Genomic DNA, 17383 nt, shown 5'->3' with positions numbered 1-17383 from the left:
GGCGATCAAGAGTTGCCTTACGGCGCGACCGCCCTCTTCCAGCCAAAGGCAATGAGACCGGCGCCGATCAGGAGACCACCACCCGTGCGGTTGACGATGCGCTGAACATTCGGCTTGCGGATCGTGTTGCGGGCGGCACTTGCCAGAAGTCCATAAAGGGCGGCATTGACGGTGGCAAGCACCAGGAAGGTCACCTCGAATATCAGCACCTGCGGCCAGAAGGGCAATGTCGGCACCAGAAATTGCGGCAGGAAGGCGACGAAAAACACGATGCTTTTCGGGTTCAGCGCGGTGACGATATAGGCATGCAGGAAGATTTTGAGCGGTCTTTCACGGCCCGTCACACCCTTGCCGTCCGCGCCTTCGCCGCTGATCGGTGAACGCCACAGCTTGATGCCGAGATAGATGAGGTAGGCGGCGCCAATCCATTTCAGACCGGTGAAAAGAGCGGCCGATGTGGCAAGCAGCGCGCCGAGCCCCAGCATTGAGGCCGTCATGGCAGTGAAATCACCCAGCGCCACGCCCGTCACCGTCGCGGTGCTCGCCTTGCGGCCATGGCCGAGCGCGTAAGAAATCACCAACAGGATCGTCGGTCCCGGAATGGCGAGCATGATGGCGGATGCGGCCACGAAGGCCAGCCAGTTCTCCAAAGGCATGATGGAAATCTCCCTTCACTCGATGCGGTGAGCAAGCCACGGAAATCCTACTCTGGCAAGAGCTCCGTCTCCTGCTCGGCAAGACGCGTAAGTGCAGCCTCGTCGAAGCGGAGGAAAGCACACTCCACCTCGTTTGCGCCAACACGGCTGTAGAACCGTTGCGCGCCGCTATTGTCGCGACCCGTCGTGAAATCGAGCCGCGAACCACCCTGTTCGACGACAATTTTTGCCGCCTCACGGATCAGCGCTTCACCGACACCACGCCCCCTCGCCCATTCCGCAACGTAAAGTTCCTTCATGAACCAGACCGGCCGCAGCGCGACACCAGGAAACATCTCGAACATAGAGAGAATGCCCCGAGCGCCGTCATCGACAGCGACAAGCATGATACCGTTGCCGGACTGTAAAAAATGTCCGAGACGGGTCCGCACCGCCGCCTCACCAATCGCGCCCGCCCCCTCGTAATGCCGCTCCATATCGACAAACACAGGGCAAAGCAGCTCGATATCGGTCGCGGTGACTTTTCGGATTCGCATAAAATTCCACTCCAAAAATACGACGAAAGCACGGGATCATGACGTTGGTTTCACAAAACCGGCAACAGCTTCGCCGAACCTTTCGGGCCGGCGAAGTGCAGTTGCCCCAACTCAAAACCGCGGCGCCCAGTAAGGTGGTGCCCAGTCCCGACGCATCTTCCGCTCGGATGGCTCGAGGCCGATATCATCCAGCATACGTTCGGGTAGATCGGTGATATCCGTCGGCGGTGCACGCGGCACCATGGCCGCAACGAGAACCGCCCTTAGGGTTTTCCAGACGCCGAACGTGACGAACAAACGGTCGACCGCATCCGGCAGCGCATATGCTACCAATGGTTGATTTTTTTGCATGGAGATCCATCCCGGCGCAGCGAAGCAGCCAGGTCCTTTATCGATGGAAAACGACATGCCGGAACGACGGGCGCAGCACTCAGGCCACGCGAACGCGCAATTTCCGATGTCGAACGAAGTGAAAATGCCAAACGGCAAGGAAATCAGGCAATAAGCCTTATCGGAGGTTGATGCCTCGGACCATGTAACCACCGATGACCATGCCGGAAATGCCAGACATGCCGTTAAGGCGCATATTAAAATCGTCAGTCATTCCACGCCTCCTTTTATAGCGGTTACACACGAGGAGCATCTTACACGAGATGTCAGGCGCGACAAGTGGTCGCAATCTCGAATTGTAAAAGTCAAATGGGATAGATGCAAAAATACAACAGGCGCTCAGGCTGCCGAAACGCTGAGCCCAAACCCCTGCATCAGCCGCCGCGTGGCGAAGTCCGGCTTGCCCGATGTGAAGACGGCAAAGTCGAAGCCATCGGGGTGTTCCGCATCCTGCGGCAGCGGCACCAGATGGCGCGCCCGCCTTGCAATCGCCTCCGCCGGATCAAGCCAGTCCACCGGCCAGGGTGCCAGCCGGCGAAACACATTGGCCATGAAGGGGTAATGGGTGCAGGCGAGAACGACGATATCGGTGCGCTTGCCGTCACTGTCGATGAAGCAGGGTTCGATTTCAGCCAGAACCGCCTCGTCCGAAACCGGCTCACCCCTGATCCAGCTTTCCGCCATGCGCGCCAGATTTTCAGAGCCCACGAGACGGACATGGCACTGTGTGGCGAAGGACTGGATGAGATCACGCGTATAGGCACGCTTGACGGTACCCGGCGTCGCCAGCACGGAGACGAGGCCGGAGCGGGTGCGCTCCGCAGCCGGTTTGATGGCGGGAACGGTGCCGACGAAGGTCATGTCCGGAAACCGGGCGCGAAGATCGGCACCGGCCAGTGTGAAGGCGGTGTTGCAGGCGATGATGCAGACTTCCGGGCTGTAGTCCTGTAGCAGCGTTTCGAAGAGCGAGAGAATACGCGTCTTCAGCGCCTCCTCTTCCCAGCCGCCATAGGGAAAACCCGCATCGTCGGCCACATAAATGAAACCGCGCTCGGGCATCAGCACGCGCGCTTCGCGCAGCACAGTCAGCCCGCCAATGCCGGAATCAAACACCAGCACCGGTTTCAGCACATCGGCCGCGGCCTCATTCGTCTTCAGCATTCTCCCCGGTCCTCTCCGAATTGGCGCCCTCAGCCGACGGCGCCGCCCGGCCTGCCTGCTTTGGCCACTGCCGGGGGAAACGGTCGAGCGAATTGATCACGCCGCGGACAACGCTGATTTCCTGCTCGGAAAAACCCCGTCTCGACAGCACGGCACGCAGATTGTCGACCATTTTCGGCTTTTTTTCAGCAGGGTGGAAATAACCGCGCGCGTCCAGCGCTTCCTCGATATGTTCGAACAGGCCGAAAACCTGCTCCTTAGTCGAAGGTCGCTGCTCGACGGACTGGAAAAGCGTCTCCCCCAGGTCGTCCATGCCTGATTTCATCCATTCATAAGACATCAGCAGCACAGCCTGCGCAATGTTCAGCGAGGCAAAAGCGGGGTTGACGGGGAAGGTCACGATCTCGTCGGCCAGCGCCACTTCCTCATTGGTCAGCCCCCAGCGCTCCCGCCCAAACAGGATGCCGGTCTTTTCGCCAGCCTTGAATTTTGCCCTGAGCGTATCGGCAGCGGTTACCGGCGCGCGCACCGGCTTGAAACCGTAACGCTCGCGCGCCGTCGTGGCATAAACGAAATTGAGATCCTTGATCGCCTCTTCCAGCGTCTCGAATACCTTGGTGCCGTCAATGACATGATCGGCCTTGGAAGCGGCAGCACGCGCCTTCTCGCTCGGCCAGCCATCACGTGGATTGACCAGACGCAGTTCGGAAAGGCCGAAATTGGCCATCGCCCGTGCCACCATGCCGATATTTTCGCCGAGCTGCGGTTCGACCAGAATGATCGCCGGGCCTTCCGCCAGAAGTTCAAGCTCACTGTTAGTGCCTGCCATCGTCGTTTGTCCGTTTTCAAAAGCGCCGCATCGACTTTAACGCCGATACTGTAAAGCGCGCCTCACTGGCATAGATCGGCGCTAAAATCAAAGTCGGAGGGAGCACGCATCCCGCTCGGATTTGCTGAAGATGAGAGCAAAACCACTACCCCGTCATCCTCGGGCTTGACCCGAGGATCTACAAACCGTTGAAATCAATCGATCCTCGGGTCAAACCCGAGGATGACGACGATTGTGGCGAAAGCCTCGCATCACCCTCAACGGGCTCAAACGCGACCCCTCACTCGCCCTTGATGATATTCGCCATCTCTTCGCGCAGCGAATCCCTGCCCTCATCGCCAACGCGGTGAATGTCGCTGATCACCGGCCGCCCGTCTTCCTCGATGACATCGAAATGAACTTCATCGACGGTCGCCTTCATCTCCGCCTCGTCCATGCAGGCCCACAGCTTGAATTTCGCCGTCACATCAGTCACGCCGTCCTTCACCGCGCCCGGCGTCACCGAAACATCCGCCAGCGGGCAGCCATCCTGCGAGTTCGTCACCACATCGTAACCGAAGGGATCGCCGGTCTCACCGCTTTCCGCCTCATATGCCGGCTTCTTGGATGCTTCGCGATACTGGGTGACGAAGTCCTTGCTGAACAGGCTGGTCAGCATGTCCTCGTCGAAAATATATTTCCAGTTTTCGGCGTCGCCGGACCAGTTCTTGACGGTGATGTCCATCACCTTCTGAACGGGATCGGCAGGCCCGGCCGCAAGGGCATTGTGCGAAAAGAGGACGGCGGCAGTCAGAAGCAGAATATTCCGCATGATGTGATCCCGGGATAGGCCCGACAGGCGGGCGAAGCGATTCGCCTGACTGTATTCCGGCATTGTGGTTTGGCAATGCGCAATCCACTGTTGCGCTGCGCCAAAAAAGCGCCCCCCATGGCTTTGCCTCAGACGCTCGCGATGCTATAGCCGCACCGGATATTTTTCCGGATACCGGCGTCACCAGGCGCCACAGCTTCGAAGGTGAGGAATTCATGGCAAAGATCAAGGTAGCCAATCCAGTCGTTGATCTCGACGGCGACGAAATGACCCGTATCATCTGGCAGCTGATCAAGGACAAGCTGATCCTGCCTTACCTCGATCTCGATATCGAATATTACGACCTCTCGGTTGAAAACCGTGATGCCACCAACGACCAGGTCACCGTCGATGCGGCACACGCCATCAAGAAGCACGGCGTCGGCATCAAGTGCGCCACGATCACCCCGGATGAAGCCCGCGTTGAGGAATTCGGCCTGAAGCAGATGTGGAAGAGCCCGAACGGCACGATCCGCAACATTCTGGGCGGCGTCATCTTCCGCGAGCCGATCATCTGCAAGAACGTTCCGCGCCTCGTTCCCGGCTGGACCAAGCCGATCGTCGTCGGCCGCCACGCTTTCGGCGACCAGTACAAGGCAACCGATTTCAAGTTCCCCGGCAAGGGCAAGCTGACGATCAAGTTCGTTGGTGAAGACGGTCAGGTCATCGAGAAGGACGTCTTCGACGCTCCGAGCGCCGGCGTGGCACTTGCCATGTACAACCTCGACGAATCCATCCGCGAATTCGCCCGCGCATCGATGATGTACGGCCTGATGCGCAAGTGGCCGGTTTACCTGTCCACCAAGAACACCATCCTCAAGGCCTATGACGGTCGCTTCAAGGACATCTTCGAAGAAGTCTACCAGACCGAGTTCAAGGCGAAGTTCGACGAAGTCGGCATCATATATGAGCACCGCCTGATCGACGACATGGTTGCTTCCGCGCTGAAGTGGTCTGGCGGTTACGTCTGGGCCTGCAAGAACTACGATGGCGACGTTCAGTCCGACACGGTTGCCCAGGGCTTCGGCTCGCTCGGTCTGATGACCTCGGTTCTCCTGTCGCCGGATGGCCGCACGGTCGAAGCCGAAGCGGCACACGGCACGGTCACGCGCCACTACCGCCAGCACCAGAAGGGTCAGGAAACCTCGACCAACTCGATCGCTTCGATCTTCGCCTGGACCCGTGGCCTCGCCCACCGCGCCAAGCTGGACGACAATGCCGAACTCGCAAAATTCGCGACAACGCTCGAGACCGTCTGCGTCGACACCGTCGAAAGCGGCTTCATGACCAAGGATCTGGCCCTGCTCATCGGTCCGGACCAGCCCTGGCTCTCCACCACCGCGTTCCTCGACAAGATCGACGAGAACCTCAAGAAGGCGATGGCGGCTTAAGCCTCTTCACTCAACGACATTAAAACCCGGCCTCAGCGCCGGGTTTTTTCTTTGCGCCACAAAGCTGCAACGCCAGCGCGGCGGCACGGGCCGAGCGCGATCTCACCTTCTCCTGCGGCGGAAGACCGAGTGCGCCCGTCGCGCGCCTGACCTGCAAATCTCCGACCAGAAGCGACAGCCAGATTTCGGCCGGCCCTTCCGGCATGTCAGCGCATATGACACCGCGTTCTTCCAATGCCTGAAAATAGGCCGCGAGTTTCGGCATGACGTGGTCACGATCCGGGCTGCATTGGGCAGAAAAAGGTGGAAAAACTGAAAAATCGGGCCGAAACGCCCGGTTTTCTTTTTTTGTTCACAGTATCTTGATTAGACGTTGCACTAGGCGCAGACTTCGATTCTGCGCCGTGCCGTGGCCAGTATAACAATAAGACAAAGCTGAAACAGCATCTACTTAACTTGCCCGGCGCAGTCAAAACTTACCGTAGCGTCAGTACGATCTTCAAAGAGCGTGAGAATGATGCCGCGGGTTATAAAAACACACCGCGCCAGTGAGGGACCCGCAGGGTTTCCCCATGAGGTTGCGGCTATTTTGCTTGGGGAGGCAAAACTATGAGTGAGTTGATCTTCTACACCAATCCCATGTCGCGCGGACGCATCGCGCGCTGGATGCTCGAAGAAGTGGGTGTTCCGTATAAAACGGAAATGTTGAGTTTCGAAACCTCAATGAAATCACCCGCTTACCGGCTGATAAACCCGATGGCCAAGGTGCCGGCCATCAAACATGGCGATACCATCGTCACCGAGGCGGCGGCTATCTGTGCTTATCTGGCCGACGCCTTTCCGGGTGCAAATCTTGCTCCGACACCGAAGGCGCGCGGACTTTATTATCGCTGGATGTTTTTCGTTGCCGGCCCCCTGGAAATGACGGTCAGCATGAAGGCGATGGGTTTTGAAGTACCGACCGACAAGCTGCGCATGGCGGGCTGCGGCAGCTATGCGGATGTGATGAACACGCTTGAGCGCGCCGTCAGCGAAAACCGCTTCATCGCCGGCGATCTCTTCACCGCGGCCGATGTTTATGTCGGTGCCCATATCGGTTGGGGGCTACACTTCGGCACGATCGAAAAACGCCCGGCCTTCATCGACTACATGGCGCATCTCACCGAACGCCCGGCCTTCAAGCGTGCCGCCCAGCTTGATGAAGATGCGGCGAAGGATCTGCAGGCAACCGGATAATCGGTCTGCGATATTGCGAAAAACAAACCACGGCCCGTCCGAAAATCGCCCATAGGATCGGTTTTTGCGGCGGGTCTATTCATGGGATTGGCCGAGCGGTTCTCCAACTTCGATTGCATGCCCGTCCGGATCATAAAAGCGGAATACTCTCTGCCCCCAGGCCTGCTCTTGCACGGAATGAATAAGCTCCACATGCGGTGAGATATTTAGAAAAGCCGCATCCACATCTGCGTGCTCGAAATAGAGCAGCAGATTTCGCCTGCCATAGGGCTCTTCCATGCCGGATGGTGCCTGCCACACCGTCTCCTCAAGCGACCGCCCCTCATGAATGGCAAAGCCGCCTTCAAAGAGAACGAAATCCCCGAAGTCCCGCAATATTCTGAGGTCGAGCCGGTCACGATAAAACGCCTTGGAGCGGTCTATATCGCGCACGAAAGGGATGGGATTTACAAAGCGCATCGCATGACCTCCTCCCTGTCTTCAGCGCTCGATGATCCATACCATCTCTCGCCAGCCGCAGCGCAGAATTAAAAAAGGCGGGGTAAAACCCCGCCCCTTCCTCAATCTTTTCCGGATCAGGCCGCCAGTGCCGCAGCCACCGCTTCGATGGCCTCCTGCGCCTTGGCGCCATCCGGGCCGCCGGCCTGTGCCATATCCGGGCGTCCGCCGCCGCCCTTGCCGCCAAGTGCGGCTGAAGCGGTGCGGACAATATCGACAGCACTGAAACGGGCCGTCAGATCTTCGGTAACGGCAGCAACGGCGCTTGCCTTGCCATCCTCGGAAACCGCAATCAGCAGCACAACGCCGGAGCCGATATTGGCCTTGGCCTCATCGGCAAGACCCTTGAGATCCTTGGCATCGATGCCAGCAAGCGATTTCGCAAGGAAATTGACGCCCGCGACCTGCTGCACATCGTTTGCGCCGGCATCCGACGAACCACCGCCCATGGCCAGCTTCTTGCGGGCATCCGCAAGCTCACGCTCCAGCTTCTTGCGCTCGTCAAGCAGCCCTTCAACGCGCGACAGCACGTCGCCCGGCTGAACCTTCAGCGACGACGCCAGAGCCTTCACCCTCTCATCCTGCTCGGCAAGATAGGCGAACGCACCCTGACCGGTGACGGCCTCAAGACGACGCACGCCGGAACCGACAGCGCTTTCGCCGAGAATGCGGATGAGGCCAATCTGACCGGTGGCAGCCACATGGGTGCCGCCGCAAAGCTCAACGGAATAGGGACGATTGGCTTTTGCGCCATGCAGGCCGGTGCCCATCGACACCACGCGAACCTCGTCGCCGTATTTTTCGCCGAACAGCGCCATGGCACCTTCGGCAATGGCATCGTCAACGCTCATCAGGCGGGTGACAACAGGCGAGTTCTGCAGCACGATCTCGTTCGCCATGTCCTCAACGACCTTCAGCTCCTCGGCCGACATCGGCTTGGGATGTGAAACGTCGAAGCGCAGGCGCTCGGGCGCAACCAGCGAACCCTTCTGGGCAACATGGGTGCCGAGCACTTCGCGCAGCGCCTCATGCAGCAGGTGGGTTGCGGAATGGTTGGCACGCAGACGCGAACGGCGATCATGATCGACCGTCAGCTGTACGGCTTCATCGACCTTCAATCCACCCTTGGACACCGTGCCGGAGTGCACAAAAAGGCCTTCGCCCTTTTTGTGGGTTCCGGTGACATCAAAGCTGCCAGTTTCGCCGACGATGACACCGGTATCGCCCATCTGGCCGCCCGATTCACCGTAAAATGGCGTCTGGTTGACGATAATTTGCACCGTCTCGCCCTCGGCAGCACTATCGACTGCCTTGCCATCCCTGACGATCGCCTGAATGACGCCCTCAGCGGTTTCGGTGTCGTAGCCCAGGAACTCCGTTGCGCCGAGCTTTTCCTTCAGCTCGAACCACACGGTTTCCGTTGCCGTATCGCCGGAGCCGGCCCAGTGCGAGCGGGCTTCCGCCTTCTGGCGCTGCATGGCATCGGTAAAACCGGAAATATCGACGCCGATTTCGCGGGCGCGCAGCGCGTCCTGTGTCAGATCGAGTGGGAAACCATAGGTGTCGTAAAGCTTGAAGGCGGTTTCGCCATCCAGCATATCGCCCTTGTGCAGGGTCGAAGTAGCATCGGACAGCAGCGACAGGCCGCGTTCCAGCGTCTTGCGGAAACGGGTTTCCTCAAGTTTCAGTGTCTCGGAAATCAGCGCCTCGGCCCGAACCAGTTCGGGATAGGCGCGACCCATCTGCTGGATCAGCGCCGGCAGCAACCTATAGATCAGCGGCTCGCGCGAGCCCAGGAGCTCGGCATGGCGCATGGCGCGGCGCATGATGCGGCGCAGAACATAACCACGACCTTCGCTTGATGGCAGAACGCCATCGGCAATCAGGAAGGAGGCCGAACGCAGATGATCGGCGATGACCCGGTGGCTGGCGCGGTGCTCGCCTTCGGCCGGAACCCCGGTTGCCTCGACGGAAGCGGCGATCAATGCGCGGAACAGGTCCGTGTCGTAATTGTCGTGTTTGCCCTGCAGCAGTGCCGAAATGCGCTCGAGGCCCATGCCGGTGTCGATCGACGGGCGCGGCAGGTCGATGCGTTCTTCCTTCGTCAGCTGCTCATATTGCATGAAGACGAGGTTCCAGATCTCGATGAACCGGTCGCCATCCTCTTCCGGCGAGCCGGGCGGGCCACCCCAGATATGATCACCGTGATCGTAGAAGATTTCCGAACAGGGACCACAGGGACCGGTATCGCCCATCGCCCAGAAATTGTCGCTGGTCGCAATGCGGATGATGCGGTCGTCGGAAAAACCGGCGATCTTCTTCCAGAGATTAAAGGCCTCGTCGTCGGTGTGATAGACCGTGACCAGCAGCCGGTTGCGGTCGATGCCGAATTCCTTGGTGATCAGGTTCCAGGCATGGGTGATCGCCTCTTCCTTGAAATAATCGCCGAAGGAGAAATTGCCGAGCATTTCGAAGAACGTATGGTGACGGGCGGTATAACCGACATTGTCGAGGTCGTTATGCTTGCCACCGGCGCGCACGCATTTCTGCGCCGAAGCGGCGGTGGAATAGGGACGGCTTTCAAGACCGGTGAAGACGTTCTTGAACTGCACCATGCCGGCATTGGTGAACATCAATGTCGGATCGTTGCGCGGCACCAGCGGGCTGGAGGGCACGATCTCGTGTCCATTCTTTTTGAAGTAGTCGAGAAAGGTCGACCGAATTTCATTTACACCGCTCATGCCCACACACCGCTCACAGCTGGAGTCCATCATTGCCATCACAAATGACGGCTATATTGCAAAATCAATGGCTTTTATCGTCCGTATCCTGCCCTGTCCAGCCATGCAGGTAAACCAAGGCGCATCGACAAACAAAAAGGGCCAGGCGAGGGAAAATCGCACGGCCCATTTCGTTTCGATCAGCTCATTTCGGCAAAACGGCCCGACAATTCATGCCCGGCCGCTTTTGAGGTGTCAGCCCTCGTCGCCGTCACCGTCGCTATCGCCGGCATCCGGACCGCCATTCTGCAGGAAGCGGTCAGCGATCAGACCGGCATTCTGGCGCAGCGCCAGCTCGATCTCATTGGCCGTTTCCGGATTGTCGCGCAGGAAGGTCTTGGCGTTCTCACGCCCCTGCCCCAGACGCTGGCTGTTATAGGAGAACCATGCACCGGATTTCTCGACGATACCGGCCTTCACGCCGAGATCGACAAGCTCGCCGGTCTTGGAAACGCCTTCGCCATACATGATGTCGAATTCCACCTGCTTGAAGGGCGGCGCCATCTTGTTCTTGACGACCTTGACGCGCGTCTGGTTGCCGACCACCTCTTCGCGTTCCTTGACGGCGCCGATACGGCGAATGTCGAGACGCACGGAGGCGTAGAACTTCAGCGCGTTACCGCCCGTCGTCGTTTCCGGCGAACCGAACATGACGCCGATCTTCATGCGGATCTGGTTGATGAAGATCACCATGCACTTCGACTTGGAGATCGAAGCGGTCAGTTTGCGCAGCGCCTGGCTCATCAGACGCGCCTGAAGACCTGGCAGGCTGTCACCCATCTCGCCTTCGATTTCCGCCCGCGGCGTCAGCGCCGCGACCGAATCGACGACCAGAACGTCGACCGCGCCGGAACGAACCAGCGTATCTGTGATTTCCAGTGCCTGTTCGCCGGTATCCGGCTGCGAAATCAGCAGGCTCTGCAGATCCACACCCAGCTTGCGGGCATAGACCGGATCAAGCGCATGTTCGGCGTCCACGAAGGCGCAGATGCCACCCTTCTTCTGGGCTTCCGCAATGGTCTGCAGCGCCAGCGTCGTTTTACCCGAGCTTTCCGGACCATAAATTTCAACGATGCGCCCCTTCGGCAGACCGCCGATGCCGAGCGCGATATCCAGGCTGAGCGAACCCGTCGAAACGGTTTCCACTTCAACCACATTTTCATTGGAACCGAGCTTCATGATCGATCCCTTGCCGAACGAACGTTCGATCTGGGAGAGCGCCGCTTCCAGTGCCTTGCTTTTATCCACGGATTTATCCTCTACGAGACGCAAAGAATTTTGTGCCATCTGAACCACCTTTAGGTTATTGAAGCCGCACAGGCAATGAAGCAGTATGGAAATGGTATGTACTCCATTTGTTCTCATTTCGCAAGGCGCAGCCAGCATATTGAAAACAAATAGCGATAAGTGGTTTGTTCTATCTTTGTTTTTCGGCTCCGGCCTATCGCCGCAAACGGGAAGTGACAGGGAAACGGACAGGAGGTTCGGCCGAATCGTCCGGCCTTTCCATCCGCCAAAGAGGGAAACGCAAGCGTGAAGAAAATACTCGTTCTGGGCGGCGCGCATATCGACAGGCGCGGCATGATCGAGACTGAGACGGCGCCCGGCGCCAGCAATCCCGGCTCCTGGATGGAGGAGGCAGGCGGCGGTGGTTTTAACGCGGCGCGCAATCTTGCCCGGCTCGGTTTTGCCGTCCGCATCATCGCGCCACGCGGCGGCGACGTGACGGGCGAAGCGGTGGCGGAGGCCGCAAAATATGCCGGCGTCGAAGATACGCCCTTCATTTTCCTTGACCGTCGTACGCCGAGCTACACTGCCATTCTGGAGCGTGACGGCAATCTGGTCATCGCGCTTGCCGATATGGACCTCTACAGGCTCTTCACCCCGCGACGCCTGAAAGTGCGTGCCGTGCGTGAGGCGATCACGGCAAGCGACTTTCTGCTCTGCGATGCCAATCTGCCTGATGACACGCTGACCGCGCTCGGCCTCGTCGCCCGCGCCTGCGAAAAACCGCTCGCCGCCATCGCCATTTCACCCGCCAAGGCGGTGAAACTGAAGGGCGCGCTTGCCGATATCGACATCCTCTTCATGAACGAAGCAGAAGCACGCGCGCTCACCGGAGAGACGGCGGAAAATGTTCGCGACTGGCCCGGCATTCTGCGCAAGGCCGGGCTTGCCGGCGGCGTCGTCACCCGCGGCGCAAGCGAGGTCGTGGCTTTCGATGCGACGCAAACCGTAACGCTCAACCCGCCCCTTATCCGCGAGGTGAAGGACGTGACCGGCGCCGGCGACGCCATGGCCTCCGGTTATCTTGCCGCGATCGCCGAGGGAAAGACCATCGCGGAAGCGCTGAGACAGGGTGCGGCGGCGGCGGCCATCACCGTACAATCGCCCTTCGCCACCTCGCAGGATTTATCAAAAGACAGTGTCGATGCCATGTTGGGACTTGTTCCCGCAGCTGAAATACTGGCATGAACCCGCTTTCAAGAACTGGAACAGAATAAATGACCCGCCCAATCTCCCCGCTCCTGCCCATCGTTTATTCACAGGAAGTCGCCGCCGCCAAGCAGCGCGGTGCGCCGATCGTCGCACTTGAATCGACCATCATCACCCATGGCATGCCCTATCCCGGCAATATCGAGATGGCCGAAAGCGTCGAACAGATCATTCGGGACCAGGGCGCCGTTCCGGCGACCATCGCCGTCATTCACGGCACCCTGCATATCGGCCTCGAAAAGGACCAGCTGGAGGCGCTCGCCCAGACCACTGACGCCATGAAGGTCTCGCGCGCCGATATCGCCTTCGCAATCGCCGAGCGCCGCACCGGTGCCACCACGGTTGCCGCCACCATGATCGCCGCCGCCCGCGCCGGCATCCGCGTTTTCGCCACCGGCGGCATCGGCGGTGTGCATAAGGGCGCGGAAGAGACCTTCGACATCTCCGCCGATCTGACCGAACTGGCCAAGACCGGCGTCATCGTCGTCTGCGCCGGCGCCAAGGCGATCCTCGATATTCCGAAGACGCTCGAGGTTCTCGAAACCAACGGCGTGCCCGTCGTCACCTTCGGCTCGGAAGAATTCCCGGCCTTCTGGTCGCGCTCCTCCGGCCTGGCGAGCCCGCTTTCGCTGAACAGCCCGGCAGCAATCGCCAATTTCCAGGTAACCCGCGAACAGCTCGGCATCGATGGCGGCATGCTGATCGCCAACCCCGTGCCGGAAGAAGACGAAATCCCGCGCGAGGAGATGGACATCTACATCAACCGCGCCATCTCCCATGCCGAGCGCGACGAAGTCACCGGCAAGGCGGTCACGCCCTATCTGCTCGGCGATATCTTCCGGCTAACGGATGGCCGCAGTTTGGAGACCAATATTGCGCTGGTGCGCAACAATGCGCGGCTGGCGGCGGAGATCGCGGTGGCGCTGGACTGAAGAGCATTCAGTTTTCTCAGTCATCCTCGGGCTTGACCCGAGGATCCACGTTGCGACAGCAGGAATGGATCCTCGCCTCAAGGGCGAGGATGACGGTGCGAAAGTAGCAAGCCCGACACCAACAAAAAGCCCGGAAAGCTTGCGCTCTCCGGGCCTTTGTTTTCCTGCCAGAACCCGATCAGTTCTGCGCGACCGGCTTTACCAGCGGCGTGACACGGCGGATGGTGACGCGGCGGTTCTGCTGTTCCGGACCGAGTGTCTGGACCTTCAGGTAACGCTCGCCATAACCCTGCGTCGCAAGGTTTTCCGGCGGAATGCCATAGACATCGGTCAGCACATTGGCGACGGATGCGGCACGCTCGTCGGAAAGGACGAGGTTGCTTTCATCCGAACCCACGGCGTCGGTGTGGCCTTCGATCAGGAAGGTTTCCGCGGGGTTCTTTTCCAGCGCCTTGTTGATCGCGTCCGCCACCTTGCGCAGTGAGCGAGCCTGCGCCATCGGGATTTCGGCGCTGCCGGTGGCAAAGGTGATCGTATCGAGGTCGATACGGCGCACCTTGTCACGGATACGGGCCGAATAGCGCACTTCATCCAGCGAATAGACACGTTCCACGGGCTCGACCGGCGGCTGCTCGAGGAAGCGGTAATAATCGCGGTCCGGATCGCTCGACGTGTCGATGATATAGTCACGAACGGGGATACGCAGGCGCATCGGCGGCAGGTCGAGTCCCGGATCGCGATAGACATAATCGCGATCTGGATCGTCCATCAGCTCGGGCGCATAGAACAGCACATATTCCCGGCCGCGATCATCGATGCGCGAGCGCTGGATCACGTCGCCATAACGATTGCGGATCGTCACCACCTGCGTGCCGTCACGGCGCTCCACGGTTTCGCGGACGCGACCGCCCGGCAGACGCTCGTAATAGGGCTCGCCGCCATCACGAATGAAGCGCTGATTGTCATCGCCACGCACGACGACACGATCGCCGAATTGCAGGATGATCGGCGCATCGCGATCACGATCCCGGTCACGCGGGCGGCCCTCACGTGGCTGCCATTCGCGCACGCCTTCCGGCCGCTCATATTGCGGACGACGGTCGATGCGCTCGCCCTGCTGGGAGGTGATCGCCTCCATTTTCACAGGCGGCGGCGGGGTCTTGCCTTCGGCGGCACCGGCGCGCTGCGCCTCGGCGTCGGAGGTCGGAACCTTCACGTCACCGGCCTGTTCACGCTCCCGGCGACGTTGCTCGCGGGCCTGATTGTTGCCGGAGCGTTCCACTTCCTTGTCGCTGTCGAGAACGGCCGCACCCTTGTCGACCGGCAGGATGACGGTATCGGCGGTCTTGGACGGGTCCTTGGCAACCGCCTTGGCCTTGTCCAGCTCCTCCTTCGTCATGGGCGGTGCTTCCGTCTGCGGAACGGCAACCTGGTTGGGAACGGGCTCGCCGGCAGGCGCCTGTCCGGTCGTGGCGCCGCTTGGCGGCGGGGGCGTCGGCGTGCCCGGCAGCGGCGCTGCAGGCTCTGTCTTGCCCTGACCTTCGACTGGCGGCTTCTCGGAAGGCTGCTGGCCGGGTGCGGGGTTGGGCTGTGCCTCTGGCGCCGGCGGACGTGCAGGTGTCGGCGCTTCCGTTGGAACAGGCGCTTCTTTCGCGGCCGGTTCCGGAGCGTCGGGCTTTTTCTCCGGAACAGCCTTTTCGGCCGGTTCGGATTTCTGTTCCGGAGCCTTTTCTTCTACCTGCGGCTTTTTCTCACGCGGTTTGGCAGGCTGCTCGGCATTGTCAGGACGTGCGGCCGGCTGCTCGGCGGCAGGCTCTTTCGCACGTTCCTTGCGCGGGCGCTCCTTCGGCTGCTGTTCAGCCGGCGCTGCCTCAGGCGCGGCTTCGGGGGCGGCCTCCGGGCGCTGGCGTGCGGGCCGCTGCTCGCCTTCCCCTTGAGGCTCCTGTGCCCGCTCGGGTTTGCGTGGGCGTTCCTGCGGCTGTTCGGCAGGCGCCGGTTCAGGGCGGGCTTCGCGCTGCTGCTGCGGCTCACGCTGAGGTTCCGGCGGTGCCTCACGTTTGGGTTCGGGCTGCGCTTCACGTTGTGGCTCCGGGCGCGGTTCGGCAGGTGCGGCTTCCGGCTTCGGCTCGGGCGGGCGTTCACGTGGCGGCTCGGGGGCCTGCTTCGGCGGCTCGGCCTGCGGCTGCGCTTCTTCGGCCTGCTGGCGCTGTTTGCGCAGAAGCTCCTCCGGGTTCTGTTCCTCGGCGACCTGGCCTTCGGGCTGCGCCTGCGCCAGAATCAGCGGGCTCTGCAACTTGGGCATCTGGGTCTGCGCCCGCGCGGCTCCGGCAAAACCGGCAGCAGCCGGCTCCACCGCAATCGCCAGCGACATGAGGGGGAAAACCACCCCCGTCAGCAATCTGTTCTTCTTCAGCATCGGTGCTTCCTCATCTGCCATTATTGGTCGCTTGTATCGCGACATCTTGAACCGGCTGCGCATGCAGGCGCTGGTCAACGCCTTGCACACGCTTCGGTTCCCATGATGGACAAAGCCTTGTGTACCGGAAATGAACAGATCAAGGCGTTTTCGTGAAAGCTCTGCGGCGCAATCGAGGTGACTAATATTGCAGTTGCATTTTTTGACCAACCGGATGAATAATTGCCCCGGCGCTGAAGGCCACGGAAAACAAAAAAACATTCCGTCGCGCCTTGCGCTTATGGCGTCCGCACTGAAAACAACAACAGACTGCGGATGAACGACCAAAAGAGAGGATCGAAATGCCTATTTCCACCCGTCTGCTCGCAGCCGTATCGATTGCCGCTATCTCGCTGTTTTCAGGTGCGGCCCTTGCGCAGGACAAGATCGTCATCGGCACCGAAGGCGCCTACCCGCCCTTCAACAATCTTGAAGCCGACGGCACGCTGACCGGCTTCGACATCGACATCGCCAAGGCGATGTGCGAACAAATGAAAGCCGAATGCACCTTCGTCACCAATGACTGGGACGGCATCATTCCCGCCCTTCAGGCCAAGAAGTTCGATGCCATCATCGCGTCCATGTCGATCACGCCCGAGCGTCTCGAGAAGGTCGATTTCTCCAAGAAATATTACAACACCCCGCCGGCCATCGCCGTGCCGAAGGATTCGCCGATCAAGTCCCTCGACGACCTGAAGGGCAAGTCGCTCGGCGCACAGGGTTCCACCACCCACTCCAACTATGCTGAAAAGCATTTTCCGGATGCCGACGTGAAGATGTATCCGACCGCCGACGAATATAAACTCGACATCGCCAATGGCCGTATCGACGCCGTGATCGACGATATCGTCGTGCTTTCGGAATGGCTGAAGACGGATGCCGGCGCCTGCTGCAAGATCCTGACGCCCCTCAAGGTCGATGTCGAAATCAACGGCAATGGCGCAGGCGTTGCGGTCCGCAAGGGTGACACAGCGCTCGCCGATAAATTCACGGCTGCCATCGCCGGTATCCGCGCCAGCGGCAAATACCAGGAGATCAATAAAAAATACTTCGATTTCGACGTTTACGGCGAGTAAGCCTGCTCGATCTGTTGAAATCTGGTGGCGGAAGGCTTGCCCTTCCGCCATTTTTGTTTGAAAACGTCACCATAACAATCACGGCGGCTTAAGACCG

General features: G+C 60.0%; 16 protein-coding genes. 5 read left to right on the top strand and 11 right to left on the bottom strand.

Features of this window, described 5'->3' with window-relative positions:
* Window positions 1–17: 17 nt before the first annotated feature.
* The 6 genes from M0412_RS03455 to M0412_RS03430 form a co-directional block, all read right to left on the bottom strand.
* Window positions 18–656 carry a LysE family translocator gene (locus M0412_RS03455; RefSeq protein ID WP_142840129.1) on the bottom strand — a complete coding sequence of 213 codons (639 nt, stop codon included), beginning with the start codon at window positions 654–656 and terminating at the stop codon, window positions 18–20.
* A 47-nt stretch (window positions 657–703) separates the two neighbouring features.
* Entirely contained in the window at window positions 704–1192 is a 489-nt protein-coding gene (locus M0412_RS03450; protein WP_142840130.1) for a GNAT family N-acetyltransferase, read from the bottom strand.
* Between the two features lie 111 nt (window positions 1193–1303).
* Window positions 1304–1543 (bottom strand): hypothetical protein, encoded by a 240-nt coding sequence (locus M0412_RS03445; protein WP_142840131.1) that lies wholly within the window; start codon window positions 1541–1543, stop codon window positions 1304–1306.
* A 378-nt stretch (window positions 1544–1921) separates the two neighbouring features.
* Entirely contained in the window at window positions 1922–2743 is an 822-nt protein-coding gene (murI, locus tag M0412_RS03440) for a glutamate racemase (protein ID WP_142840132.1), read from the bottom strand.
* The gene (locus tag M0412_RS03435; RefSeq protein ID WP_142840133.1) at window positions 2727–3572 is read right to left on the bottom strand and encodes an RNA methyltransferase; all 846 of its coding nucleotides are present in this window, start codon (window positions 3570–3572) and stop codon (window positions 2727–2729) included. The genes murI and M0412_RS03435 overlap by 17 nt, the downstream gene beginning before the upstream one ends.
* Before the next feature lie 280 nt (window positions 3573–3852).
* The gene (locus M0412_RS03430; protein WP_161991228.1) at window positions 3853–4383 is read right to left on the bottom strand and encodes a hypothetical protein; all 531 of its coding nucleotides are present in this window, start codon (window positions 4381–4383) and stop codon (window positions 3853–3855) included.
* A gap of 215 nt (window positions 4384–4598) precedes the next feature.
* On the opposite strand from M0412_RS03430, the gene M0412_RS03425 reads away from it, so the two are divergent.
* Window positions 4599–5813, top strand: a complete 1215-nt coding sequence (locus tag M0412_RS03425) for an NADP-dependent isocitrate dehydrogenase (RefSeq protein ID WP_046798443.1) — start codon at window positions 4599–4601, stop codon at window positions 5811–5813.
* 19 nt (window positions 5814–5832) lie between these two features.
* Here M0412_RS03425 and M0412_RS03420 read toward each other — a convergent pair whose 3' ends face one another.
* Window positions 5833–6078, bottom strand: a complete 246-nt coding sequence (locus M0412_RS03420; RefSeq protein ID WP_269699811.1) for a hypothetical protein — start codon at window positions 6076–6078, stop codon at window positions 5833–5835.
* A 344-nt stretch (window positions 6079–6422) separates the two neighbouring features.
* On the opposite strand from M0412_RS03420, the gene M0412_RS03415 reads away from it, so the two are divergent.
* The gene (locus M0412_RS03415; RefSeq protein ID WP_269699812.1) at window positions 6423–7049 is read left to right on the top strand and encodes a glutathione S-transferase family protein; all 627 of its coding nucleotides are present in this window, start codon (window positions 6423–6425) and stop codon (window positions 7047–7049) included.
* Window positions 7050–7124: 75 nt separating this feature from the next.
* On the opposite strand, the gene M0412_RS03410 is transcribed toward M0412_RS03415, so the two are convergent.
* From M0412_RS03410 to recA, 3 genes are all read right to left on the bottom strand, one after another.
* Entirely contained in the window at window positions 7125–7508 is a 384-nt protein-coding gene (locus M0412_RS03410) for a VOC family protein (protein ID WP_269699813.1), read from the bottom strand.
* 116 nt (window positions 7509–7624) lie between these two features.
* Window positions 7625–10288: an alanine--tRNA ligase gene (gene alaS, locus M0412_RS03405; RefSeq protein WP_142840137.1), complete on the bottom strand. Its 2664-nt coding sequence runs from the start codon at window positions 10286–10288 to the stop codon at window positions 7625–7627.
* A 234-nt stretch (window positions 10289–10522) separates the two neighbouring features.
* A complete protein-coding gene (gene recA / locus M0412_RS03400; protein ID WP_046798211.1) occupies window positions 10523–11614 on the bottom strand; it encodes a recombinase RecA in 1092 nt (363 codons plus the stop codon).
* A gap of 246 nt (window positions 11615–11860) precedes the next feature.
* On the opposite strand from recA, the gene M0412_RS03395 reads away from it, so the two are divergent.
* Both M0412_RS03395 and M0412_RS03390 read left to right on the top strand, forming a co-directional pair.
* Entirely contained in the window at window positions 11861–12802 is a 942-nt protein-coding gene (locus M0412_RS03395; RefSeq protein WP_269699814.1) for a carbohydrate kinase family protein, read from the top strand.
* Window positions 12803–12831: 29 nt separating this feature from the next.
* A complete protein-coding gene (locus tag M0412_RS03390) occupies window positions 12832–13755 on the top strand; it encodes a pseudouridine-5'-phosphate glycosidase (RefSeq protein WP_269699815.1) in 924 nt (307 codons plus the stop codon).
* Window positions 13756–13933: 178 nt separating this feature from the next.
* On the opposite strand, the gene M0412_RS03385 is transcribed toward M0412_RS03390, so the two are convergent.
* Window positions 13934–16171, bottom strand: a complete 2238-nt coding sequence (locus M0412_RS03385; protein WP_269699816.1) for an OmpA family protein — start codon at window positions 16169–16171, stop codon at window positions 13934–13936.
* A 341-nt stretch (window positions 16172–16512) separates the two neighbouring features.
* Here M0412_RS03385 and M0412_RS03380 point away from each other — a divergent pair, with 341 nt between their 5' ends.
* The gene (locus M0412_RS03380; RefSeq protein WP_142840141.1) at window positions 16513–17286 is read left to right on the top strand and encodes an ABC transporter substrate-binding protein; all 774 of its coding nucleotides are present in this window, start codon (window positions 16513–16515) and stop codon (window positions 17284–17286) included.
* The last annotated feature ends 97 nt before the right edge of the window (window positions 17287–17383 follow it).

The organism is Agrobacterium sp. O3.4, assembly GCF_041414895.1.
Lineage (GTDB): Bacteria > Pseudomonadota > Alphaproteobacteria > Rhizobiales > Rhizobiaceae > Agrobacterium > Agrobacterium cucumeris.
Note: the sequence above shows the minus strand (reverse complement) of the source record. Positions and strands in the feature narration are given on the sequence as shown.

What these genes read in the sequence shown, in the direction of transcription:
- alaS (WP_142840137.1), bottom strand. Translation starts at nt 10,288, where the DNA reads ATGAGCGGTGTAAATGAAATTCGGTCGACCTTTCTCGACTACTTCAAA.
- M0412_RS03410 (WP_269699813.1), bottom strand. Translation starts at nt 7,508, where the DNA reads ATGCGCTTTGTAAATCCCATCCCTTTCGTGCGCGATATAGACCGCTCC.
- M0412_RS03450 (WP_142840130.1), bottom strand. Translation starts at nt 1,192, where the DNA reads ATGCGAATCCGAAAAGTCACCGCGACCGATATCGAGCTGCTTTGCCCT.
- M0412_RS03445 (WP_142840131.1), bottom strand. Translation starts at nt 1,543, where the DNA reads ATGCAAAAAAATCAACCATTGGTAGCATATGCGCTGCCGGATGCGGTC.
- M0412_RS03425 (WP_046798443.1), top strand. Translation starts at nt 4,599, where the DNA reads ATGGCAAAGATCAAGGTAGCCAATCCAGTCGTTGATCTCGACGGCGAC.
- M0412_RS03415 (WP_269699812.1), top strand. Translation starts at nt 6,423, where the DNA reads ATGAGTGAGTTGATCTTCTACACCAATCCCATGTCGCGCGGACGCATC.
- M0412_RS03420 (WP_269699811.1), bottom strand. Translation starts at nt 6,078, where the DNA reads ATGCCGAAACTCGCGGCCTATTTTCAGGCATTGGAAGAACGCGGTGTC.
- murI (WP_142840132.1), bottom strand. Translation starts at nt 2,743, where the DNA reads ATGCTGAAGACGAATGAGGCCGCGGCCGATGTGCTGAAACCGGTGCTG.
- recA (WP_046798211.1), bottom strand. Translation starts at nt 11,614, where the DNA reads ATGGCACAAAATTCTTTGCGTCTCGTAGAGGATAAATCCGTGGATAAA.
- M0412_RS03390 (WP_269699815.1), top strand. Translation starts at nt 12,832, where the DNA reads ATGACCCGCCCAATCTCCCCGCTCCTGCCCATCGTTTATTCACAGGAA.
- M0412_RS03380 (WP_142840141.1), top strand. Translation starts at nt 16,513, where the DNA reads ATGCCTATTTCCACCCGTCTGCTCGCAGCCGTATCGATTGCCGCTATC.
- M0412_RS03385 (WP_269699816.1), bottom strand. Translation starts at nt 16,171, where the DNA reads ATGCTGAAGAAGAACAGATTGCTGACGGGGGTGGTTTTCCCCCTCATG.
- M0412_RS03430 (WP_161991228.1), bottom strand. Translation starts at nt 4,383, where the DNA reads ATGCGGAATATTCTGCTTCTGACTGCCGCCGTCCTCTTTTCGCACAAT.
- M0412_RS03435 (WP_142840133.1), bottom strand. Translation starts at nt 3,572, where the DNA reads ATGGCAGGCACTAACAGTGAGCTTGAACTTCTGGCGGAAGGCCCGGCG.
- M0412_RS03455 (WP_142840129.1), bottom strand. Translation starts at nt 656, where the DNA reads ATGCCTTTGGAGAACTGGCTGGCCTTCGTGGCCGCATCCGCCATCATG.